This window comes from Achromobacter seleniivolatilans (assembly GCF_030864005.1).
Taxonomy (GTDB): domain Bacteria; phylum Pseudomonadota; class Gammaproteobacteria; order Burkholderiales; family Burkholderiaceae_B; genus Achromobacter; species Achromobacter seleniivolatilans.
Genome location: NZ_CP132976.1, coordinates 256,741 through 279,120 on the forward strand (window position 1 = coordinate 256,741; position 22,380 = coordinate 279,120).

The window sequence follows — 22,380 nt, forward strand, 5'->3', positions numbered from 1 at the left end:
CTTCTTCTCATAGGGAAGCGGCCGTCAGTGCAGGGTAAGTTTTGGTGCAAACCCTAGCATCAGAAAGGAGGATGATGCTGGCTCATCCTTATTTACGAGCGTGATTAAGGCTAACGAATGATTTCTGTTTTTATCGGATTATATCGCCCTGAAACGTCTTGATTTTGACAGTTTCGAACCATAAGATGGGTTCATGCCATCCGTTATGTTGGCTACCAAAGATGCCCAGCCTAAACGCCCCGGTCCAGCTTCATTAGATATTCCGGGATAGTGCGGACCACCCCCGCAAGGTTGGAAAAAATAGTCTTCAGCACAGCGAAGATCCCCTTCTAGGCCCGTCGAAAAACCGGGAGGACACCATGGCCAAGATGGTCCTGATTGAAGCCCATCCGCTCTTGCGGTTGGGGTTGTGGCAGATACTGAGCAAGTTGGATGATGTTTGGGAGATTGAGGGGATGGGCCTGGCAGATTTGTCCAAGGCCGATGGCGCGCACGCTGGCGCCGATCTTCTGATCTACGGATTACCGGTAGATAACGATGAAGCGTGGAGCGCATTGCACGAGATTCAGCGTGTGCTGACGCCTAAGCGGATTCTGCTTCTTACCGACGTGATGCCCCTGCCGATGCCGGTGCAGGGATTGCCTGGGGCCAGTGTGTATGGCTGCCTTATGAAGACGGCCTCGGTCGAGATTCTTGAGGCCGCGATACGGTTGGTGATGGCAGGCGGTCAGTGCTTTCCCAGCGAGCAGGCATTGCAGGCACCGTCCTCAACGGTGTGCGCTTTGCCGGCACGCGACACTGACGACGCCATGTCCAAAGGTGCGATGCCGGTCAGCGCTGGAGCGCAGTTGCTTCAGATCACGCCGCGTCAGTACGAAGTGCTGGTGTTGCTGGCGCGAGGCTATCCGATCAAAACGGTCAGCCGGATGCTCAACATATCGGTGGCAACTGCCAAAACGCATGCGTGCACGCTCTACCAGCGTCTGCATGTCAAGAACAAGGGCGAAGCCGTTTACGCGGCACTGCAACGCGGGGCGACCTTGGAATGGCATGACCCCAATGGCAGGGACACGGACGCCGGGCAGATCTATGGGCGCAAACTGGGGTAGGTGACGGGTTGCGCTGCCTGCCCGGCAGCCTGGGACGCATTGTTCTGAAGCTGCCGGGTTCGCATAGCCAACTCGCCTAAGACGTTTACAGCAGGAATTGGTTCCAGATCGCTGCGGCTTTCCTCCACCAATCATCCTCCTGAACGAGATTCACCGGACGTAGCCGCTGATAGCATGGGTTGTGTCCGCAAGCATGGGTTGAGATCGCGAATCACAACATCTCGCCATCGCAATCCAATAGCGCGGACGAGATTCCCATGGGGAACGCGCCGCACAGGAACCTGCCATCGCAGAGTGATGCGCCACCCTCTCGGGAACCGTGTATGGGCCATGCGTCACAAGGTTCTTCCCGGGATGACAACCGTACTGATTGAAGACTACGCTCTGCTTCGTGTCGCTATCCAGCATGTTCTGGAACGTGTCCGCAACGCCGACGACATTCTGGCGATTTCGCCAGCCCATCTACTCAATATGTCCAGTTCGATCAACCGCCCAGTCGAGCTTCTGGTGATCGGTTGCAGTGGCGTGGCGGAGCAGGACATCGGACTGTTATCTCAGGCGATGGCCTTTTTCATGCCCAAGCTGGTGCTGGTGCTGTATTCCGTTCTGGACCAGAACGTCATGGGCACTTGTGCGCGGGCAGGCGTGGCGGGATACCTTCCCAAAGCGTCCAGTCCCGATGCGCTGGCAGCAGCAGTCAGCCTGGTCATGGCAGGCGGCGAATGCTACCCGCAGCCTGCTGGCAGAGTCATGAACGCAACCACGCATGCCCCCATGCAAGAGCTGCGTGAACTCACTCAACGGCAAGAGGAAATTCTGCAACTGCTGGTGCAGGGAAAAACCATGCGGGAGATCGGCCAGCAAGTTGGGATATCGGTCGCTACCGTCAAGAGCCATGCACGCACTCTGTATTGGAAACTGAACGCCCGCAACCAGGCCGAGGCGGCCTACATCGCGGTGCAAATGGGCCTGGTCAGAAGCAATAATGCGCCCGTCGCTGGTAAAGGCGAAAGCAGCTAGCGGCAATGGAAAGAGGCAGGGCCTGTGCGGGTTGTCTGACAGCCCGCACAGGCCCTGGTTCGTTTAGAAGAAGACCATGCCGCCAGACGGCTGCAAGGCCATAGAGCGGCGCTTAAATATCGCCTTCGCGTGTGCGAGTGGATGCCTTGGCGGGCGACTGCGCAGATGCGTGTGCAGCGGCCTTGCCTTTGGCCGCGACGACGGCCGCGAATTCGCGTTCCGCTGCGCCAAGCACCGCATCGACATGCAGGTTCGCCAGCGCGTACTGGCGTGCCGCTACGCCCAGCGTTTCGCGGATCTGCGCGTTGTAGCTCAGCTTGCGCACGGCTTCAGCCATGGCAGGCGCATCTTCTGGTGGCGTCAGCAGGCCGCAGTGCGACACCACTTGCGCCAGTTCGGTGCCCTGCGCGGCGCCGCACACGACAGGCCGGCCGCTGGCCAGCATGCCGGTCAACTTGGATGGCATGACGAGATCCGCCGCGCCAGCGCGCTGAGGTAATAAATGGATGTCAGCAGTATTCAGCAGCGCACCCAGGCGATCCGCCGGTTGCAGGTCCAGGAAAATGACGCGTGGCAAACCTTTGCACTGTTCTTCCAGCGGGGCGCGCTCCGGCCCTTGGCCGCAGAACACAAACCACAGCCGGCCTTCGCGGCTTAACCGCCTAGCGACGTCTGCCAGCGTGTGCAAACCTTGCTTGCCACCCATGTTGCCGGAGTAGAGGGCAACGATCGCGCCGGCAGGAATGCCCAGCTCGGCGCGGTAATCGCCGCCTTTCCCATCAGGCGTGATGGCGTTGACGTTGATCCAGTTCGGCAGCAGCACGGCGCGCTCAGGCGCGACCCCTTTCGCCACGGCCAGGTCCAGCATCCGGCCGGAAATCGTCGAGACGCGGTCGAACCGCCGCATCAGCCAGCGCTCGCCCCGCTTGACCATTGCGCGCAGCCCAGCGCCTTTGAGCAGACCCAGCTCGAACGCCGCATCGACTTCATAGTCCTGCACGTGCAGCCACGCGCGCGCCCCGCACAGGCGGGCCGCCAGCCAGGCTGCAGGTGCGCAGAACAACGCCGGCTCCACGACCAGAATGAGGTCTGGCCGGCCTGCCGCAGCACGCAGCAAGGAAGGCAGACTGGATAGTGCAAAGCTGGCCAGATGAATCAGGCGCTTAAGGCCGCCGGGCTTGCCGGGCACCCACAGCGGCGCGCGGCGCACAGTGACGCCGCGCAGCGCTTCCTTGCGGTAGCGCCAGGCGCTGTAGCCGTCTTGAACCTGCCACTGCGGGTAGTAGGGGGGCGCCGTCACGACGCTGACCTCGTGCCCTCGCGCCGCCAGCCATTCGGCCAGTTCGGCGCTGTACTTGCCTATGCCAGTCAGTTCGGGCGCGTAGTTGATTCCATAGATAAGTATTTTCATAAAGGCGCCGCCATGCGTGGCCGGATTGGCCGGCACGGGTTGCCGTGGCACACCATCGCGGGCGGCATATTGCGGAATACCGAACTGCGCGCGCCCACCACGGCCTCCCGGCCGATCGTCACGCCAGGGCCGACAAACACGTCCGTGGCGACCCATGCGCCGTCTTCAATGCGAACGGCGCGTTCGCGCAAAGGGAAGTCGGGCTGGCCTGCATCGTGATCGGCCGCGCACAGATAGCTGCGTTGCGACACGACGGCGTGCGCGCCAATATGGATGGGGCCCAGGCTGTAGATCACCGCGTCGTCGCCGATCCAGGCGTAGTCGCCGATCTCAACCTTCCAGGGATAGGTCACGGTGGCCGTGGGGCGGATCAGCACCTTGCGTCCCACCTGTGCGCCAAAGCAGCGCAACAGCCACCGGCGGAATCCATAGGCCACCTGTGGCGACCAACGGAACAACGTGGCCTGCACCGTCCACCAAAGCTGCACGGTCAGCGCGGAACGGCCGCGCTGACCCGGCGCCAGCGCAAAGCGGTCTAGTTGCTGCAATGTGCTCATTTGGCCGCTCCCGCTACGGCGTCGCCTCGTGCTTCATCGGCGCTGGCTTGCCGGGCTTTGAGGATTTCTTCGGTTTTGATGCGGATCTGCCAGTAATACATGGCGCGCGCCACGGCGTAGTCATAGCCTGCCTTGCCGTCCAGGAAACCCAGACGGAAAACATAGGAATGCAGGAACGAGATCGGCGCCTTGAACGGCATGGCCTGGAAGATCCGTTTGAGCAGTGCGCGCGCACCTACATTGGCTTCGCGCGGATCATTCATCAAGCCCTTGGTGCGCAGGTTGGCTTCCCAATCCGAGTACCGGTTGTGCTTGTCGAAGTAGTGAAAGAGCGAGTCATGATCGTTGTGCACCATGCGCTCGCGCAGGGCAAACGTGTCACCCTGGACTTGCGGCTGATAGTGGCCTTCCACTTCCCACATATGGGCGACGTCCAGGTCGTCGTAGTCCAGAAAGCGGGACCGGTCTCGGGCCAGCAGCGCCAGCTTGTAGACGCGATGGCCATGTTCCAGCTTTTTGCCGCAGAACACATAGTCAAATGGAATGAACGCGCCGCCCGCGCCCGCTGCAAAACGGGGCAGTGCGTCACGGATTTCAGTGGCTAGCCCAGGCGTCATCTCTTCGTCGGCGTCCACGTACAACACGACGGAGTGCGAGAAGGGGAGTTGCTCAAGGCACCATTGCTTCTTTTTGGGGTACTTGCCGTTCCATTGGAAATTAGAGACGTGTGCGCCCAGCGCGGTCGCCATCGAGCACGTGGCATCTGTGCTGTCGGAATCCACGACGAATACCTCGTCGAACTCCACCAGCGCCTTTAAGCACTTCGAGATATTGCGTTCCTCGTTTTTCGTCATGACGACTACGGATACCGGTATCTTCTGCATGATGCTGTCCAGTTCAGGGCGTGCCGCGTTGCATCAGCGGCTGAAACAGCGCGATGACGTTGCGGCAATGCCGTTCGAGGGAAAAGGCGTCGGCGCGCTCCGGGCCTTGGGCGGCCAGCTGTTCGCGCATCTCGTTGTCATAAGCCAGTCGCCGCACTGCGTCGGCCAGCGCGGCGGGGTCGCCCACAGGCACCAGCAAACCGTAGCGGCCGGCGTCCAGAATTTCCGCGGGGCCATGCGGACAGTCTGTAGAAATCACCGGCACACCAAGACATAACGCTTCGACGAGCACATTGCCGAAGCTCTCACGCAAGGATGTCAGCGCGAAAGCACCGGCGCCTGCGATCATGGGAAATGGGTTGTCGATGTGGCCAGCCAGTCTGACGGGGCTGCGCGAGGCGCGCTCATCAATGCGCTGTTGCAGGGCAGCGTGTTCGGAGCCTTCCCCCAGGATGGTGAAGGTGATGCCGGGATCATCCAGCAACGCGGCGGCGTCGATCAAGGTGGCGTAATCCTTGACGGCTTCAAGCCGGCCGACTGCAACGACGTGATAGGGGGCCTGCGTATCAGGGGCGGCCGGCCGCAAGGCGCTTTGACGCCGCACATTTTCCAGCGGCACGCCGTTGTAGATGGTGTGGACCTTGCCGCGCAGCGGCGGGAACATGCTGACCAGGTCTTCTTTGACGCCGCGCGATACGCCCACAACGGCATCGTGGCGCCGATAGGTCTGGCTGACCAGCCAGTATTTCAGGCGCCGCATGCGGGACGCGCCGTAATGGATGGCCGGACTGCTGTGCTCAAAGGCCACGGTGCTGAAGGTGCCCCGCAGAATCTTTTTTGCCAGTACCACCAGCATGTTGCACAACAGGCCATGCGAGCACACGATGGCCGGCTTGTCTCGCTGGATCTGACGCAAGAGGTGAAAGAAGGCCAAGGGCAGCATCAGCCGCAGCTTGGTTGACGATTCGATGATGGGCAGGGCGCGTGTCACCTTGGGGTTGGCCACCGGATATTCCCGGTTGCGTGAGCGCAGCAGGAACAGGGAGGAATCCACCCCCTGTTCCGGCAAGGCGTCCACGATAAAGGCAACGCATCTTCCGACGCCGCCGTGCAAGTCTGGCGCGACAAACATGACATCAGGCATGGGGGGTTACTCGCGGTAGCGCCCGGGGCACGGAGCCCGGACGATGGCTGGGAACGGGTTGCGAGGCACGCGGCGCGGTTTGGGGCACCGCCATGATCTGGGCATTGCGCATCAGTGACAGGCAATAGCACAGCAGGAATCCGGTGAAGGCCGTTTTGGGTGCATAGGCGAGCCCGCCGGATAGCGAATCAATAAAGATGTAGATCGGCGCGGTGGCCAGCAGATAGCGCCGGTGCATCTCCAGCCCGGGATGCGCGTAACGTTTGAGCAGTGTCAACAGCAGGATGAGCAGGGGCGGAAGCATGATCATGATGGTGCCCACCACGCCGAACTTCATCAGGTAGAACGCCCAGGAATTGTGCGCGAAGGTGCTCAGTTCAAAGCCGTTCTCGCCCATGACCCAGCTGCGAAATCCGGCCCCTTTGCCAAACACCGGGCTTTCGGCAAAGAAGTCCATCTGGCCCTGCATTTCCTGGATGCGCGCGCCGTAGCTGGAGTCTTCGTCCAGCTTTTCAACGCTGAAGATCCGGTTGGTCAGGACATCCAGATAACCGATGCTGGCAAAGACGAGCACGCCAGCAACGGCGGCTGGGGCAAAGATCATCACCGCGCGGCGCCGGATGTCCGGGCTGGAGGCCAGCAGCACCGCGATCACTACCGACACCATCAATTGCAAGTACTGGCTGCGGTTCAGAGAAAAAACCAGCGCCAGCAGCATGTACACCGTCAGCGCATAAGCCTTGGGGCCTGAGACATTCAGCGTACGCCGGAAGTACAGCAATGAGACTACGCCGAACGGAATGGCCCATACGCCCAGACGCACGTTGCGCAGCGGGTTCGAAATGCTGAAGCCCTGCAATTGTTCCAGCAGCATCAACGTGGCCACTGCCAGGCAGGCGGCGACGATGTACTTCTGCAGCACCGCGTAGGCGGCAGGACTGTCGATGTCCTTGTAGCAAAGAAAGGGCGTGCATAGAAAATAGAACACGATGCGCAGATCGCGCGCCACGTCGCCCGTTTCAATGCCCGGATGATGCATGGATACCAGCAGCAGATAGATCACCGACATGGCCTGAAGACCCAGCAGCGCGCCCAGCAAACCGCGGGGCAGGGCGTAGGCGCTGGGTTCTGCCAGCCGCAAGGCCTTGACGACCAGCATGGCCACGAACAGCACATCAAAGGGCGACAGCTTGAAACTGCCTACGCCCAAAATGAAGCGGTCGTCATTCAAGGCCAGCGCCGTGAATGCAAACAGGCCCAGCAGGTGCAGGGTGGACAAGCGGCGGTGCGGGCTCATGTCGGTGTCATCCTAGTGCGCGGCCCAATCGTCGCGCCGGAATATCTTGGTGGTCAGCTTTTCAAACAGGTAGGACAGATCTCCCTGGCGGGCATGGGCCGCGACTTTTGACGCGCGGCAGGACAGTTCAAACAAGCGGCCCATGCCGGGTTCGGTGCGCCGGATGCGGGTGACGATCTGTTCGCGCTCTTCCAGCAGCACGTCCTGCATCAAGGCCGTCTTGGTTTCGTCGTGCGCCGTGTAAACGCCTAAAGCGTCGGGCACGATCAGATTTTTGCCCTCGCGCAGCAGCCGGCTCCACAATTCAAGATCCATGCAATAGCGCATGCTCTCTTGCAGCAGGCCATACTTGAGCAGCAGGTCGCGGCGGAAGATGGCGGACTGGTTGGGGATGGACGCTTTCACCACTGTCAGCGTGCCGCGATTGACGGGGGTGTAGTGAATCTTGCGAAAGATGTTGTTGTTGGCGTCGGCCACAAACAGATTGCCGCTGACAATCGGCGCACGGCCGCGCGCCGCCGCCGTGCCCAGCTTGCGCAACGCGCCGGGAAAGTAAAGGTCATCTGAATTCTGCCAGCCAACATAATCACCCGTGGCGCGTTCAAAGCCCTTGTTGATGGCATGGGACTGGCCGCGGTCCGGGGTGCTTTCCCAGTAGGTCAGATAGCGTTCGTACTTGCGGATGATGTCCACGCTGCCATCGGTGGAGCCGCCATCGATGATGATGTATTCCAGGCGCGGATAACCTTGGTTCAGCACGGACAGGATGGTGCGTTCCAGGAACTTCGCCTGGTTGTACGAGGGCGTCACGATGGTCACCTTGGGCAACAGGCCGCCGGCGATCGGCGCGGGCGGACGAAGCTCGCGGACGAAGTCGATGAGCTGACGTGAGTACTCGTTATGACGCTTGCGCATGTAGGACCTCAGCATGTTGGTTATCGGGTGGCCGCGGGCAACGCGCCCGGGAATTCGGGGCGGGATTGGCGGATGGCGAGAGCCACGCCAGCTAGCGTGATCGCCGCGTAGGCCATACGGCCCCAAGCCGCGGCGTGTTCGCCCGCCGCGTGTACCAGCCCTGCCATGACGCACAGCATGGCTAACCCGCCCAGTCCGTTCAGGATGGCGACCGCGCGGGAGTTGCCGAGTCCGAGCAGGGAGAAATGCGCCGCGGCGTTCAGGGATAACAGCCCGGATGCCACGATCAGCAATCTGAAGGTGCCAAGATGGCCGGTGGCCACGTTGTCGCCCAAAAGCAGATTCAAGAGCGGATGGCTGACGGCCAGCACCGCCAGTGTGGCGCTGGCCGACAACACCAGATTCCACAACATCATGCGGCGGATCTCTTGTTCGGCGGCGCCTGCAAAAGGCGGTGACACGGACAGCCGGCTGACGCGGGGCATAGCCTTCTGAAAGATGGCGACCGCTGCGGTGTGAATGATCTGGCCCACCTGCACGCCCACGGTATAAATGGCAAGCGCCGCCGGACCCATCAGGCTGCCCACCAGCACACGGTCGACCGAGCCGAAGGCCAGCGCGCTCAGGCTGTTCAACCACGACCACCGCGAAAATTTGAACGCATCCATCATGGCGGAACGGTCGCGAACCGGGCGCACCAGAACCCGTCCATAAGCGCGTGAGAACACGCGCATTTTCACCGTGCCGGCAATCAGCAAGCCCACGGCCTGCGCCAACCCGGTCCAGGTGGGCGATGCGGTCAACGTGGCCGTCGCGCAGGCCAGCGCCATCGTTCCCGTGCGGCTAAAGACCTCGCACAGCGCGGTAGCGCGGAAATCTTCTCGCCCTTTCAGGCAGCCCGAGAACAGTTGGTCATATTGCTGGGTCAGGTAGATCGCCAGCGCCGGCATCGCCAGCAGAGTTACCGCTACGCCACCGAACGTGGCCGCAGGCCAACCCAGACCGACGACGGCCCATAACAAGATCGCGGCCAACGTCACGACACCCAATGCACAAGCGATCAGCGACATGCTGACGCCCGCGGCGCGATAGGCGCCTCCGGGCTCATGCATACGCTCAGACACCAGCTTGGTGGCCGTCACGGCCGCGCCCAGGTTGGCCGCGTTGCCGAAGCCGGCCAGCGCGATGATCATCGAGTACTGCCCAAAGCCTACGGTGCCCAGCTGGCGGAACAGGATGGGCAGGGCCACCAGCGCCGCGACCGGGCCGATGCCATATTCCACCAGCCCCCAGAAGGAAGCATTGCCGGCGATGTGTTTCCTGACGAATCCAAGCATCGGGAAGCCTGTGGTTGATGCTGGCGCGGCCCTCAGGCCACGGGCAGCGCCTGTTGGGTGCGGTCGGTGGTGTGTCCGGCGCTCTCATGCAAGAAGTGCCCGTAGGCCTGCGTGATGCCTTGCGTAAGCGAGATGCCAGGCTGCCAGCCCAACCCCTTTATGCGCGACGAGTCCATCAGCTTGCGGGGCGTGCCGTCGGGCTTGCTGGTGTCGTAGACGATGTTGCCTTGATAACCCACCACGCGGGCGACCAACGCTGCCAGGTCGGCAATCGAGATGTCCTGGCCTGCCCCGATGTTGTAGATACCCTCGGCGTCCGGGTGTTCCATCAACATGACGCAGGCCTGGGCCAGATCATCCACGTACAAAAATTCCCGCAGCGGCGAACCTGTGCCCCAGATCGTCACGCTTTCCTGGCCCGACTCGCGGCCTTCGTGAAACTTGCGGATCAGCGCAGGCAGGACGTGGCTGCTTTGCAGATCGTAATTGTCGTGCTGCCCATACAGATTGGTGGGCATGGCGCAGATGAAGCGCGCGCCATACTCACGTTGATAGGCTTCGCACAATTTCAGGCCGGCGATCTTGGCAATGGCATAGGGCTCGTTGGTGGCTTCCAGCGGTCCTGTCAGCAAAGCGTCTTCATGAATGGGCTGCGGGGCTTCGCGAGGGTAGATACATGACGAACCCAGAAACAGCAGCTTGCGCACCCCCGCCTCATAGGCGGCGTGGATGACGTTGCACTGGATCATCAGGTTTCGGTACAGAAAATCGACCGGATGCGTCTGATTGGCCAGAATGCCGCCCACTTTGGCGGCTGCCAGATACACCACGTCGACCGGCGTTTCCGCAAAGAAGCGATGCACCTGGGTCTGGTCCTCCAGGTTGAGCTCCTTGCGGCCACGGGTCAGCACATGGGGGTAGCCACGCCGCTGTAGTTCGCGTGTGATGGCTGCGCCCACCATGCCACGGTGGCCGGCCACAAACACGCGTTGGTCCAGATTCGTCATGTCGGACTACTCCTTGTAGGCGTAGATTTCGTAGCCGTTCTGTTCGACCAGCGCGTCGCGGCGCGCATCCTTCAGGTCACTCTCCACCATTTCCTTGACCAGCTCGGCAAACGTGATGCGTGGCGACCAGCCCAGCTTTTCGCGCGCCTTGGTGGGGTCGCCCAGCAGGGTTTCCACTTCGGTCGGACGGAAGTAGCGCGGATCAACGCGCACGATGACCTGCCCGGGCTTGATGTCGTGCACGGGCGAGAACAAGACGGTGGCAGTTTCTTCCAGCCCTTCGCCTTCCCATGCCAGCAGGATGCCCAGCTCGCGCGCGGCGGTGTTGATGAATTCCCGCACGCTGTATTGCAAGCCGGTCGCGATGACATAGTCTTCAGGCGTATCTTGTTGCAGCATCAGCCACTGCATTTCGACGTAGTCGCGGGCATGTCCCCAATCGCGCAGCGCGGACAGGTTGCCCAGGTACAGGCATTCCTGCAGGCCCAGCACGATGCGCGCCAGGCCGCGGGTGATTTTGCGCGTGACGAAGGTTTCGCCGCGCTTGGGCGATTCATGGTTGAACAAGATGCCGTTGCAGGCATACATGCCATAGGCTTCGCGGTAGTTCACGCTGATCCAATAGGCGTAGAGCTTGGCAGCGGCGTAAGGGCTACGCGGATAGAAGGGGGTGGTTTCCTTCTGCGGCGTTTCTTGCACCAAGCCATACAGCTCGGACGTGGATGCTTGATAGAACCGGGACTTGTTTTCCAGCTTCAGGATGCGGATAGCTTCCAGAAGACGCAGAGTGCCCAAGCCGTCAGCGTTGGCGGTGTACTCGGGTTCTTCAAACGACACGCCCACATGGCTTTGCGCAGCCAGGTTGTAGATCTCGTCGGGCTGAACCGACTGCACGATGCGGATCAGGCTGCAAGAGTCTGTCATGTCGCCATGGTGCAGCACAAAATTGCGGGGCTGGTCGTGCGGGTCCTGGTACAGATGATCAATGCGCGCCGTATTGAACAGCGACGCGCGCCGCTTGATACCGTGAACCTCATAGCCCTTGGCGAGCAGGAACTCCGCCAGGTAGGACCCGTCTTGGCCGGTAACGCCGGTAATCAGTGCCCTTTTTGGCATGGTTGTATCCTTAAGACTTAGTAATTGCACGAAAGGAGCCGATGGCTGATGAACCAATGTGCAATGAGATTACTGTTGCACCAGCCGCTAAGATATCGGCCAAAAGGTCTAAGAGTTCAGCCTGTCGATACGGAAAAAAGGATTGGATTGATTCATCCAATGCACCCAACGCGGTGACCGCCAGCATCGCCACCAAGGCGGGCCGCCGGTTGACCGAGACGTAGATCAGCGCTGTCAGAAACGCATAAGCCGCCAAGTGCAGGCGCTTGTCGCCAAAAGCGTCCGACATGTCGGCGGCCAGACCGGGTAGATTGCCTACGGTCACCAACACCAGAAAGAACAGCCCAGCCGCCGGCAGGCAGATCCGGGCCATACCGGGGCGCCAAAAGGGGACACCCTCGGCGACGGGCGAACGGCGAGGCGGCGTGTCGATGTCAGACCCGGCCATACATGTCCTGGAACCGAACGATGTCGTCCTCGCCCAGATAGGCCCCCGATTGCACTTCGATGATTTCCAGCGGAATCTTTCCGGGATTCTCCAGGCTGTGAATCTCGCCCAGCGGGATGTAGGTCGACTGGTTTTCGGTCAGCAGATATTGCTTGTCGCCGTTGTAGATACGAGCCGTTCCTGATACGACGATCCAATGCTCGGCCCGGTGATGATGCATCTGCGATGACAGGCGCGCCCCGGGCTTTACCGTGATGCGCTTGACCTGGTAGCGCGGGCCTTGACCTACCGAGTCATACGACCCCCAGGGGCGCTGCACTTCGCGATGGTGGTTCAGTTCGGACCGGTGCTGGGTCTTGAAAATTTCGACCAGACGCTTGACGTCCTGTGACCGGGACTTGTGTGCGACCAACACCGCATCCGCGGTTTCGATCACCACAATGTCGTCCAGCCCAACGGATGCAACCAGGCGGCTGGTCGAATGGATCAGGCAATTGCGTGAATCCTCGACCATGACATCGCCGGTGGTCGAATTGCCTTCCTCCGTCTTTTGGGCGATGCCCCAAACGGCGTCCCAGGCCCCGACATCGCTCCAAGATGCCGCCAGCGGAATGACGACGGCGCTGTCGGTGCGTTCCATGATGGCGTAGTCCATCGAATCGCTGGGGCAGGCTTCGAACGCCGGGCCGTCCAGGTGGAACAGCGCGTTCTCGCCATGCCCCGTCGCAACCGCCGCTTGCACCTGTTCCAGCATCTTCGGCGCCAGCCGCGCCATTTCGGACAGGAAGACGGACGCCTGGAACGCGAACATGCCGCTATTCCAGTAGTAGCCGCCATCTTCGATAAACCGCGCGGCGACTTCTGGTGATGGCTTTTCCACAAAGCGGCGCACGCGCCGCGCCGGAGCCATGGCGCCCGGCTCATCCGCCTGGATGTAGCCGTAGCCGCTAAGCGGGGCGGTCGGGGTAATCCCGAAGGTCACCAAGGCGCCCTGGCGCGCGGCGGCATAGGCGTCAGCAAACGCGGTTCTGAGCACCTCGCCATCTTCCAGCACGTGGTCCGACGGCATGATCAGCATGATGGGGTCTTCGCCGTCGCGCATGGCGCGCAGCGTCGCGGCCGCGATTGCCGGCGCCGTATTGCGTGCAAACGGCTCCAGTATCACTTCCACGTCCTTGATCCCTAGTTCCAGCGCCTGCTCGGCGGCGATGTAACGGTGCGACTCGTTGCACACCAGTGCAGGTTGCGCCTGCGCGCCTGCCGACTCCAACCGCAGCAGCGTGTTTTGCAACAAGCTGCGGGAATCAGTCAAACGGATGAACTGCTTGGGCAGCAGCTCACGGGACAGCGGCCACAGGCGCGAGCCCGAACCGCCGCAAAGGATGACGGCTCGATAGGGGGGAGGGGGGTTCGTCATGGCGCTCGCTCCTTGAAGTAGGCCTGGGTGTACGGATGCACGCCGGGATCGGCGGCGATCACTTCCGCGGGCAGCCAGCGATAGCTGTGGTGCTGCGCCTGGGGAAGGCATGCGATATCCAACGACAGGTCGGCCTCGTAGGCGAGGACGACGTAATGGGTGGAGCGTCCGGCTTCACCCGAAAAATTGGTGCCATAGAAGTGTTCGTACACGCCGCGCGGCTGCCAGGCATCCGGGGCGATGGGCAAACCCAGCTCATCCCGGGCAATGCGCTGAAGGGCATTGCGCAAGGTCTCGTTCTTGCGGATGCGTCCACCTGGCACAAACCAGGCGCCCTGGGCGGGAGGATTGGTCCTCAGACCCGTCAGATAGCGCCCAGAGGCGTCGCGCAGCAACAGGTCGATAGAGACCAAGGGCAGCATCTCCACCGCCTGGCGGAAGTCCGCCTGCGCCAGCACGCCGCTATGGACGGGCACGGCTTCCTGCACGGGCCATCCCAAAGGTTTAGTAGACATTGCGGCCCGTCCATCCCGACACGGCCGTGCGGGCGATGATCAGCAGGTCCATCCTGAACGTCCAATGCTGGATGTAGTAGATGTCATGCTCAACGCGATCGCTCATCTTGCGCAGCGTGTCCGTCTGCCCGCGAAATCCATTGACCTGGGCCCACCCGGTAATGCCCGGCTTGACGCGGTGGCGCATCATGTAGCGCTGCACCAGGTCCTTGTACATTTCGTTATGTTCCAGCGCGTGCGGCCGCGGGCCGACTACCGACATATCACCCATCAGTACATTCAGGAACTGCGGCAGCTCATCCAGACTGGTTCGCCGTAGAAAGGCGCCGACGCGGGTGATGCGCCGGTCGTCTCGGGTGGCTTGTGTGACGACGCCATGTTCCTGATGCACGGTCATCGTGCGGAATTTGTAGACATGGAATACCTTGCCGTCCACACCCAGCCTGGGTTGAGTGAAGAAGACGGGCCCGCGCGAGGTCAGCTTGACCAACATGGCCACGGTCAGCATCACGGGCGCCAGCCCTATCAGCGCGCAAAAGGCGAAGCCCCGGTCGAATACTTCCTTGGCCCAGCCGCGCACACCGGCAGCTGGCAGGCTGTTTAGCTGAATAGCCGGCAAACCCAGGAATTCGCCGATGCGATGGCCCAGCAGCTGGATCGACATGACATCCGGTATCCAGCGGATATCCACCAAGTCGTTGCGCAGGTGGTAGAGCACCTCGCGCAGTTCCTGGCCGGCCTCCATCGGAAGCACGATCCAGATCTCGCGCACATTGTGTTCATGCACGAAAGCGTGCAGATTGTTCAGCTCATGCAGTCTGCGCACGTGCGGCGGCAGGCTCTCATGCGGCTCGGCGTAGATGCCAGCGACTTCATACCCAGCGCCCCGGTATTGTTCGACTCGGCGCCATAAGTCGTGGCCCAGCGCGCCAAAGCCCACTAGCAATACATGTTTGCGGTTCAGACCGCGATCACGTGCTGCACCCAATGCCGCATAGACGGCAATGCGCACACCGGCCAGCGTCAACGCCGTCATGCCAAACCAGGTGGCCGCCCACACGCGCGATATCGCGGCGGTCTGATGCATGAGAAAACTGACCAGGATGCCCAAGGCAAAGACCATTGCCCACGCGGCGAGGCTGCGCACAATCAAGTCGGTCAGTAAACGGCCCCGCCAAGATACATACAGGCGGAACGCAGGAAAAATCGCGATGACGCCCAAGCCGCACAGGTAAATCAGGAACAGATGGATTTGGGGGGGGTCCGCCAAAGCCTCGTCCGAGAATTTCAAGCCGGTGGCAGTCAGGCCGCAGGTGATAACGATCGCGGCGTCAACAAAGCGGTACAGATAGTTGTTCCCGCTGAATCTTGCCGACGTGTCCGTTTGAGACGGGTCCATCGCGCACTCCTGTTGGTGGGGAGTCTTGTTGCGGCGAAAAAAACGGTGCAGTGCCGCAAAACATGTGGCTACCGACGAAATCTTATTGAGTGCGAGGCGGACCCGAAACCTCCAAACGATGTAGGAGAAGGCTTAGGACATCCGTCGAATGTGCGGGACTTCGAAAAGAGAGTGGAATGTCGCAACCCGTTACGCATCGGGCTCCTTTCCAAGCAACGAAGTCATTCACAGTGGATTTGCCATGACGACATTTTTCGGAACGTTGAGCCGAGCCATAGCCGCTATCGCGCTCGTGTCCTCGCTGGGCGCTTGCGCCTTATCTCCCGGTATGACCTTTTCCGCGAGCCACCTCGTCGATCCGTTGGATCCGAACTCAGTGGCGACGATTAAGGAAATCACTCCGTCCCTGGTCATGGAAGACCTTCGGAATCGCCAGGCTTTGATTGATAACGATGGTGTGGATCGTCTTGTCGGTACGACCGAACCCTATCGCATTGGGCCAGGAGACATCCTCTCTATCGTGGTGTGGGATCACCCCGAGCTCGTCCTTCCGACGCAAACCTACGCAATTGGTACAGGGGTGACCGAACTAGTCATGGGGGATACCGCCTCGGGCATTCCGGGCTATACGGTTTCATCCACTGGATATATCCAATTTCCCTATACCGGACTGCTGAAAGTGGCGGGGTTGACGGAACTTCAGGCGCGCAATCTCATAGTGAATAGTTCCGGTAAGTACATTCAGGATCCGCAGATCACGGTACGCGTGCTGGGATACCGCAGCAAGCGTGTTTACGTCGAAGGCGAAGTCAAGCTGCCGGGCACAGTCGCGATCAACGATATTCCAATGACCTTGCTTGAAGCGATCAATCGCGCGGGAGGCGTGTTGCCCACCGGTGATCGCAGCGCGGTGTATGTGATTCGTGATGGCCGCCGCACACGGGTCAATCTGCCTGCGCTGATCGAACGTGGACAGGACTTGAATCAGGTCATGTTGAAGTCGGGCGACATCGTTCGCGTGACACCGCGTGACGACAGCAAAGTGTTCGTGATGGGCGAAGTCTATCTGCCCGCCACGGTAGTAATGCGCGACGGACGTATGTCGCTGACCGAGGCGCTGGGCATGGCGGGTGGGCCCAATCAGCTGTCGGCTGATGCGTCCCAAGTGTTTGTTGTCCGCAGCACAGATCAAGCGGTGCCGCTGGTGTTCCATCTGAACTCCAAGTCGCCGCAAGGTCTGGCAGTAGGAGCGAAGTTTGAGTTGGAACCCAAAGACGTCGTGTTCGTGGATACGGCTGCGCTGGTGCGGTGGAACCGCTTTATCAGCAACCTCTTCCCGAGCGCGCAAACAGTACAGACCGTGAAATCGATCAACTAGTCCGCCTTAATCACGCCTTTGGGGACGCTGCCCTGGCAGCGTCCGCTCTTGGAGAGCTGTATGTCGTTGCCTATCGAGTCATTCGAGCCGAACGTCCCGGCCCGCCAGCAGGAAACACCGTTGTCCTCGCACGTAGACGCCATCGTGTCGAACCGGTGGATGATCATGGCCATCACCATGCTGGCCTTGCTGGGCGCGCTTGCCTACGTAATGGTCACGCCGTCGGTCTATTCGGCCGACATCATCGTGCAAGTTGAAGAAGAAATGCCCAACGGGCAGGCTCGAAGCCTGCTTGGGGATGTTTCCGCCATGTTCGACACCAAGGCGGAAACATCGGGCGAAATGGAAGTGCTGCGTTCGCGTATGGTGGTCGGCCCTGCCGTGGATAAATTCCTGTTGTATATCCACGCCAAGCCGCGCTACTTCCCCGTGATTGGGGAATGGCTTGCGCAGCGCTACGAAGCGCTGCCATACCCGTCCAGCCTGCCCCGCGGCGGTTATGCGTGGGGTGGAGAGTCCATCGCGATTTCGCAGCTGGACGTGCCCAATGAATGGCTGGGCAAGCCGTTTCGCGTGACGGCCAAGGGTGAAGGCCGCTACACGCTGACCGACAAGTTCACGGGCGCTACGTTCAATGGCACGGTTGGAAAACCCGAACACTTCCTGCTGCCCGGCGGCGGCGCCATGGATGTGCATATCGACGCCTTGGGCGGACGTCCGGGCACGGAATTCACGGTGTCGCGCAGCTCGCGCCTGGCAGCGATTGAAGACGTGCAGTCACACATGGGCATCTTCGAACGGGGCCGCGCATCAGGCGTGATCGGCGTCACGCTCGAAGGCAATGACCCGGCGCTGACGACCGCCGTGCTGAATCAGATTGGCCAGGAATATGTGCAGCAAAACGTGAACCGGAAATCGGCGCAAGCCGAGAAGTCCTTGGGCTTTCTGGAGCAGCAGCTGCCGATTCTGAAAGGCGAACTGGACGCCGCCGAGACCAAGTACAACGCGCTGCGCAATAAGCGCGGAACGATTGACCTTAGCGAAGAGGCCAAACTGATTCTGGCGCAATCGGTGGACGCGCAAACCAAGGTGATGGAACTGCGCTCCAAGCGTCAGGAACTGATTACCCGTTTTGCGCCGACGCATCCGAGCATCATTGCCATCGATCGGCAGATTGCCTCGTTGTCGGGCGACGTCAGCCGCATCGGCAACAACATCAAGCAACTGCCTGACCTGGAGCAGGATGTGGTGCGCCTGGTGCGTGATGTGCGGGTCAATACCGAGCTGTATACGGGCTTGCTGAACAACGCCCAGCAGTTGCGCCTGATTCGCGCCGGCAAGGTGGGCAACGTGCGCATCCTGGATGCCGCGGTGCAGCCGGACCGCCCCGTGCGCCCCAAGGCCGCGATCATCATCGGCGTGGCGACTGCCATCGGCCTGATCTTCGGCATGTTGTGCGCCTTTGTCCGCAATGCGTTGTTTGGCGGGTTGTCTGAGCCTGAAGACGTGGAGCGCTACACCGGCCTGCCGGTGCTGGCTGCGATTCCCTACAGTGATATTCAGGACAAGCTATGGCGCCGCAGCCGGCGCAAGAACGCCACCGTGCCTGCGCTACTGGCGCAAAGCCAAGGCAATGCGCCACCCATTGAAAGCCTGCGGTCATTCCGCAATGTGCTGCAAGCGTCGTTGCGCCAATCGGCCAACAACATGGTGATGTTTACGGGCCCGGTTGCCGGAGTGGGTAAATCGTTCCTGTCGGCCAACTTCGCGTTCATTCAGGGCGGCGTGGGAAAACGTGTGTTGCTGATCGATGCCGACTTCCGCAAGGGTCAGCTCAATCGCTATTTTGGCGTGCCCAAGGAAGACGGCCTGTTCGAAGTGCTGTCGGGCACGGTTCCGCTGGCCAACGTCAGAAAGCACAGCGTGTCCGAAGGCGTGGACTTCATTGCAACGGGCGCGGTCACCTTTGACCCGTCCGAATTGCTGGCGTCTCCGGTGTTTGGCGCGACGCTGCGTGAGCTGTCTTCGCAGTACGACATGGTGATTCTGGACACAGCGCCTGTGCTGTCGTCGCCGGATGCGGCGCTCGTGGGCACGCACGCCGCGGCGGTCATGGTCGTGGTTCGGTCCGGCATGAATACCGTAGGAGAAATTCGCGAGACGGCCAAGCGGCTGATTCAAGCGGGCGCGCCGGTGGATGGCGTGCTGTTCAACGGCTTGAAACTGATGCCGGAGCGCTTCGGCTTCCGGTCCAAGTACGGCAGTTACCGATACTCCCGTGCAGCGTATTACGGCGATTTCAAACAGAACGGCCCCAAATGACGCCACCCGGAGAAACTGGCATGCACGGAACTTTTGGCTGGGATACCCCGCAAATTCTGGATGCGGTTTTCAAGGCTTATGACATACGCGGCACGGTGCCGGACGAAATTGATGCGCGCTTTGCCCATAGCTTGGGCATGGCCGCAGGCACCCAGGCCCGTCAGCAAGGGGCGCGTTCCATCGTGGTGGGTCGCGATGGCCGCCTGAGCAGTGTGGAACTGGCGGCCGCACTGCAAGCCGGGCTGCGCTCGGCCGGCATGCACGTGATCGACATAGGCATGGCGACGACGCCGATGATGTATTTCGCAGCGCGTCTGTTGGACACGGGTGCTGGCATCGCGGTGACGGGCAGCCACAATCCGCCAGCGCACAACGGCTTCAAGATCGTGTTGGAGGGGGCATCGCGGTACGGAGAAGGCATTACCGCTTTGCGCGATGCCATGCGCCTGCCGATCGAGTCTGCACGCACGGCGGGCGGACGCACGCAGATGCAGATCATGCCCTGCTATTCCGCCCGATTGGTGGGCGACATCAGGATGTCGCGCCCCATGAAGATCGCGATCGATTGCGGCAGCGGCGTGGCGGGCGCGGTGGCCCCGGCACTGTTTCGCGCGCTGGGTTGCGAAGTGACCGAGCTGTTCTGCGAAGTGGATGGATCGTTTCCGGGACATCATCCAGATCCGGCCGATCCGCATAATTTGCAAGATTTGATCTATTGCCTGCGCTATTCCGACTGCGAGGTCGGTTTGGCCTTTGATGGCGACGGGGACCGCCTGGGGGTGGTGACGAAATCGGGTCAGATCATCTGGCCCGACCGTCAACTGATCTTGTTTGCGCGCGACGTACTGGCGCGCAACCCGGGCGCAGAAATCATCTACGACGTGAAATGCAGCCGCCATGTGGCCCGAGCCATTGCCGAGGCCGGGGGTAAACCCACCATGTGGAAAACGGGGCATTCGCTGATCAAAGCCAAGATGCGCGAGACGGGAGCGCTACTTGCTGGAGAGATGAGCGGTCACATTTTCTTCAAAGAGCGCTGGTACGGATTTGACGACGGGATTTATGCGGCCGCCCGGCTGCTGGAAATTCTATCGGCAGCTCCGGACCCTTCGGGATTGCTGGAAAGCTTGCCGCAATCTTGCTCAACACCCGAAATCAAGCTGGAAACCGCCGAAGGCGAACATTTCGCCCTGGTCCAGATGCTGCGCGAGCAGGGGCAGTTCCCTGACGCGCTGTCCATCAACGACCTGGATGGTATGCGGGTGGACTATGCCGACGGCTTTGGCCTGGCGCGTCCATCCAACACCACGCCGACGGTGGTATTGCGTTTTGAAGGAGACACCGTGGCCGCGTTGGCCCGTATCGAGGAGGACTTCCGCAATGCGTTCCGGCGTATTGCACCTCACGTTCGTTTACCGTTCTAGGAGCATCACGCGATGGGTAAGGCCAACTTTGCTATTGAGGCGTTAAGGGCGAATTCCGGTCTGGCGGACAGTCTTGAGTGGCTGGCGTTTGCGCAAGCTGCCAAAGCCGCCGATGTGGATGCCGGTACGTTGAAAGTGATCGAAGCGGCGGGTTTGTGCGTCGACCTGACGATGCAGCGACAGTCTGCCGCGCTGGACGCCGCCGCCCTGAATCTGTTGCAGGCGCGCGGGCTGGCCGATGCACGGCACGCCCTGTTTTCTGGTGACGCGGTTAACTGGACCGAAGGCAAACCGGCGTGGCATACCGCCTTGCGCGCTGGGCGGACCCGCGAGCAGCCCGATGGGCAGGATGCGGACTCCGTCTGCGAGTATTCGCGCATGACCGACTTTGTTCGGCGTGTGGACCAGACGGCGGATTTCTCTACCGTGCTGCACATAGGCATCGGTGGCAGTGACTGGGGCCCCAGGCTTGCGATTCAAGCTTTCGGCGGCCCGTCGCAACGTCGCCAGATCCGCTTCGTATCCAATATTGATGGCCATGCCTTTCACGACGCCGTGGCGGGGCTGGACCCGCGCCGTTGCCTGGTGGTCGTGTCGTCCAAGTCCTTTACCACGGCCGAGACCCTGCACAATGCGCGCGCGGCCATCGCGTGGCTTAAGCAGGGCGGCGTGACGGACGTGTCTGAACATCTGGCCGCGGTGACGGCAAATGTGTCCGCAGCCCGCGCGCTGGGCGTGCCGGACAGCCAGGTATTCAAGATGTGCGATTGGGTGGGCGGGCGTTATTCGGTCTGGTCGGTTGCCGGGCTGTCGATCGCGCTGACAGTGGGCGCCGATGTGCTGATTGGAATGCGGGCCGGCGCCGAGGCCATGGACCAGCATTTTCAGCAAGCGCCGTTTGCGGCAAATGCGCCGATCCAGCTGGCATTGGCGGGTCTCGTCAATTGCAGTGTGCTGGGAAGCAATTCCTTGAACATCGCGGCCTACAGCGCGCGCTTATTGCATTTGGTGACCTACTTGCAGCAGCTGGAGATGGAATCGCTGGGCAAGCGGGTGGCAGGCGATGGCGCGGCGGTGGGCGTGCCTACGGCGCCCATCATCTGGGGCATGCCGGGCACGGACGGCCAACACACCTTCTTCCAGTGGCTGCATCAAAGTGAAGACGGCGCGCCGGTGGATTTCATCGCCAGTTTGCAGGGTCATACCGACAGCCCGGACGCGCACCGCATGCTGCTGGCCAATTGCCTGGCACAGCGTCAAGCCTTGTTGCGCGGCAAAAGCCTGGAGCAAGCGCTGCTGGACGTGGCGCATATTGATGACCAGGAACGCGCACTGAGTCTGGCGCAGCACATGGTTCATCCGGGCGGGCGGCCGTCCACGCTCATCGTCTTGCGCCAGCTGGACCCGCGCGGCCTGGGCGCTTTGCTGGCGCTGTATGAACACAAAGTGTTTGTGCAAAGCGTGGTCTGGGGGATCAACCCCTTTGACCAGTGGGGCGTCGAATTGGGTAAACGCCTGGCGACTGGCATTGAACGCGAATTGGCGGTGCCCGTGTCGGCCGGGGTGGTTGACTGGGGGCACGATGCTTCCACATCGTATTGGATCGACCGCTACCGCGGCCATGCTCAGGCGCCACGTTCGCGCCATGCGTGGGTGCCGGGCATGGCAGCGCATCTGTAG

19 protein-coding genes are annotated in these 22,380 nt (G+C 61.2%); 6 read left to right on the plus strand and 13 right to left on the minus strand.

The features are described from left to right. Window positions 1–359 precede the first annotated feature (359 nt). Both RAS12_RS01200 and RAS12_RS01205 read left to right on the plus strand, forming a co-directional pair. Complete coding sequence (locus RAS12_RS01200) at window positions 360–1,109, plus strand: helix-turn-helix transcriptional regulator (protein WP_306944675.1); 750 nt, start codon at window positions 360–362, stop codon at window positions 1,107–1,109. Between the two features lie 354 nt (window positions 1,110–1,463). Further along, window positions 1,464–2,129, plus strand: coding sequence for a response regulator transcription factor (locus tag RAS12_RS01205; RefSeq protein ID WP_306944677.1), 666 nt, complete (start codon window positions 1,464–1,466; stop codon window positions 2,127–2,129). A 112-nt stretch (window positions 2,130–2,241) separates the two neighbouring features. On the opposite strand, the gene RAS12_RS01210 is transcribed toward RAS12_RS01205, so the two are convergent. The 13 genes from RAS12_RS01210 to RAS12_RS01270 all read right to left on the minus strand — a co-directional run bounded on the left by RAS12_RS01210 (window position 2,242) and on the right by RAS12_RS01270 (window position 15,576). After that, a complete protein-coding gene (locus tag RAS12_RS01210) occupies window positions 2,242–3,540 on the minus strand; it encodes a glycosyltransferase WbuB (protein WP_306944680.1) in 1,299 nt (432 codons plus the stop codon). Further along, entirely contained in the window at window positions 3,537–4,097 is a 561-nt protein-coding gene (locus RAS12_RS01215) for a putative colanic acid biosynthesis acetyltransferase (RefSeq protein WP_306944681.1), read from the minus strand. Before RAS12_RS01215 ends, RAS12_RS01210 begins: the two co-directional genes overlap by 4 nt. Then, the gene (locus RAS12_RS01220) at window positions 4,094–4,981 is read right to left on the minus strand and encodes a glycosyltransferase family 2 protein (protein WP_306944683.1); all 888 of its coding nucleotides are present in this window, start codon (window positions 4,979–4,981) and stop codon (window positions 4,094–4,096) included. The genes RAS12_RS01215 and RAS12_RS01220 overlap by 4 nt, the downstream gene beginning before the upstream one ends. Window positions 4,982–4,994: 13 nt before the next feature. Beyond that, window positions 4,995–6,125, minus strand: a complete 1,131-nt coding sequence (locus tag RAS12_RS01225) for a glycosyltransferase (protein WP_306944684.1) — start codon at window positions 6,123–6,125, stop codon at window positions 4,995–4,997. Next, complete coding sequence (locus RAS12_RS01230) at window positions 6,118–7,422, minus strand: O-antigen ligase family protein (protein ID WP_306944686.1); 1,305 nt, start codon at window positions 7,420–7,422, stop codon at window positions 6,118–6,120. Before RAS12_RS01230 ends, RAS12_RS01225 begins: the two co-directional genes overlap by 8 nt. 12 nt (window positions 7,423–7,434) lie before the next feature. After that, the gene (locus tag RAS12_RS01235; RefSeq protein WP_306944687.1) at window positions 7,435–8,352 is read right to left on the minus strand and encodes a glycosyltransferase family 2 protein; all 918 of its coding nucleotides are present in this window, start codon (window positions 8,350–8,352) and stop codon (window positions 7,435–7,437) included. A gap of 5 nt (window positions 8,353–8,357) precedes the next feature. Further along, on the minus strand, window positions 8,358–9,674 hold the full coding sequence (locus RAS12_RS01240) for an oligosaccharide flippase family protein (RefSeq protein WP_306944688.1): 1,317 nt from the start codon (window positions 9,672–9,674) through the stop codon (window positions 8,358–8,360). A gap of 32 nt (window positions 9,675–9,706) precedes the next feature. Next, entirely contained in the window at window positions 9,707–10,681 is a 975-nt protein-coding gene (locus RAS12_RS01245) for a GDP-L-fucose synthase family protein (protein ID WP_306944689.1), read from the minus strand. 6 nt (window positions 10,682–10,687) lie between these two features. After that, the gene (gene gmd / locus RAS12_RS01250; protein WP_306944690.1) at window positions 10,688–11,797 is read right to left on the minus strand and encodes a GDP-mannose 4,6-dehydratase; all 1,110 of its coding nucleotides are present in this window, start codon (window positions 11,795–11,797) and stop codon (window positions 10,688–10,690) included. A gap of 10 nt (window positions 11,798–11,807) precedes the next feature. Beyond that, window positions 11,808–12,170, minus strand: coding sequence for a VanZ family protein (locus RAS12_RS01255; protein ID WP_306951710.1), 363 nt, complete (start codon window positions 12,168–12,170; stop codon window positions 11,808–11,810). A 61-nt stretch (window positions 12,171–12,231) separates the two neighbouring features. After that, entirely contained in the window at window positions 12,232–13,662 is a 1,431-nt protein-coding gene (locus RAS12_RS01260) for a mannose-1-phosphate guanylyltransferase/mannose-6-phosphate isomerase (protein ID WP_306944691.1), read from the minus strand. Next, the gene (locus RAS12_RS01265; protein ID WP_306951712.1) at window positions 13,659–14,120 is read right to left on the minus strand and encodes a GDP-mannose mannosyl hydrolase; all 462 of its coding nucleotides are present in this window, start codon (window positions 14,118–14,120) and stop codon (window positions 13,659–13,661) included. The genes RAS12_RS01260 and RAS12_RS01265 overlap by 4 nt, the downstream gene beginning before the upstream one ends. A gap of 46 nt (window positions 14,121–14,166) precedes the next feature. Continuing rightward, window positions 14,167–15,576 carry an undecaprenyl-phosphate glucose phosphotransferase gene (locus RAS12_RS01270; RefSeq protein ID WP_306944692.1) on the minus strand — a complete coding sequence of 470 codons (1,410 nt, stop codon included), beginning with the start codon at window positions 15,574–15,576 and terminating at the stop codon, window positions 14,167–14,169. Between the two features lie 241 nt (window positions 15,577–15,817). Here RAS12_RS01270 and RAS12_RS01275 point away from each other — a divergent pair, with 241 nt between their 5' ends. Genes RAS12_RS01275 through pgi form a run of 4 tightly spaced genes read left to right on the plus strand, consistent with a single transcriptional unit; the run spans window position 15,818 to window position 22,380 of the window. Further along, complete coding sequence (locus tag RAS12_RS01275; RefSeq protein ID WP_306944693.1) at window positions 15,818–16,954, plus strand: polysaccharide biosynthesis/export family protein; 1,137 nt, start codon at window positions 15,818–15,820, stop codon at window positions 16,952–16,954. A 60-nt stretch (window positions 16,955–17,014) separates the two neighbouring features. Beyond that, window positions 17,015–19,276 carry a GNVR domain-containing protein gene (locus RAS12_RS01280; protein ID WP_306944694.1) on the plus strand — a complete coding sequence of 754 codons (2,262 nt, stop codon included), beginning with the start codon at window positions 17,015–17,017 and terminating at the stop codon, window positions 19,274–19,276. A 20-nt stretch (window positions 19,277–19,296) separates the two neighbouring features. Beyond that, complete coding sequence (locus RAS12_RS01285) at window positions 19,297–20,700, plus strand: phosphomannomutase/phosphoglucomutase (RefSeq protein ID WP_306944695.1); 1,404 nt, start codon at window positions 19,297–19,299, stop codon at window positions 20,698–20,700. A gap of 12 nt (window positions 20,701–20,712) precedes the next feature. Then, entirely contained in the window at window positions 20,713–22,380 is a 1,668-nt protein-coding gene (gene pgi / locus RAS12_RS01290; RefSeq protein WP_306944696.1) for a glucose-6-phosphate isomerase, read from the plus strand.

Coding starts and splice junctions, on each gene's coding strand:
- RAS12_RS01225 (WP_306944684.1), bottom strand. CDS start 6,125: ATGCCTGATGTCATGTTTGTCGCGCCAGACTTGCACGGCGGCGTCGGA.
- RAS12_RS01280 (WP_306944694.1), top strand. CDS start 17,015: ATGTCGTTGCCTATCGAGTCATTCGAGCCGAACGTCCCGGCCCGCCAG.
- RAS12_RS01240 (WP_306944688.1), bottom strand. CDS start 9,674: ATGCTTGGATTCGTCAGGAAACACATCGCCGGCAATGCTTCCTTCTGG.
- RAS12_RS01270 (WP_306944692.1), bottom strand. CDS start 15,576: ATGGACCCGTCTCAAACGGACACGTCGGCAAGATTCAGCGGGAACAAC.
- RAS12_RS01215 (WP_306944681.1), bottom strand. CDS start 4,097: ATGAGCACATTGCAGCAACTAGACCGCTTTGCGCTGGCGCCGGGTCAG.
- RAS12_RS01255 (WP_306951710.1), bottom strand. CDS start 12,170: ATGGCCCGGATCTGCCTGCCGGCGGCTGGGCTGTTCTTTCTGGTGTTG.
- RAS12_RS01260 (WP_306944691.1), bottom strand. CDS start 13,662: ATGACGAACCCCCCTCCCCCCTATCGAGCCGTCATCCTTTGCGGCGGT.
- RAS12_RS01220 (WP_306944683.1), bottom strand. CDS start 4,981: ATGCAGAAGATACCGGTATCCGTAGTCGTCATGACGAAAAACGAGGAA.
- RAS12_RS01275 (WP_306944693.1), top strand. CDS start 15,818: ATGACGACATTTTTCGGAACGTTGAGCCGAGCCATAGCCGCTATCGCG.
- gmd (WP_306944690.1), bottom strand. CDS start 11,797: ATGCCAAAAAGGGCACTGATTACCGGCGTTACCGGCCAAGACGGGTCC.
- RAS12_RS01230 (WP_306944686.1), bottom strand. CDS start 7,422: ATGAGCCCGCACCGCCGCTTGTCCACCCTGCACCTGCTGGGCCTGTTT.
- pgi (WP_306944696.1), top strand. CDS start 20,713: ATGGGTAAGGCCAACTTTGCTATTGAGGCGTTAAGGGCGAATTCCGGT.
- RAS12_RS01210 (WP_306944680.1), bottom strand. CDS start 3,540: ATGAAAATACTTATCTATGGAATCAACTACGCGCCCGAACTGACTGGC.
- RAS12_RS01285 (WP_306944695.1), top strand. CDS start 19,297: ATGCACGGAACTTTTGGCTGGGATACCCCGCAAATTCTGGATGCGGTT.
- RAS12_RS01235 (WP_306944687.1), bottom strand. CDS start 8,352: ATGCTGAGGTCCTACATGCGCAAGCGTCATAACGAGTACTCACGTCAG.
- RAS12_RS01245 (WP_306944689.1), bottom strand. CDS start 10,681: ATGACGAATCTGGACCAACGCGTGTTTGTGGCCGGCCACCGTGGCATG.
- RAS12_RS01200 (WP_306944675.1), top strand. CDS start 360: ATGGCCAAGATGGTCCTGATTGAAGCCCATCCGCTCTTGCGGTTGGGG.
- RAS12_RS01205 (WP_306944677.1), top strand. CDS start 1,464: ATGACAACCGTACTGATTGAAGACTACGCTCTGCTTCGTGTCGCTATC.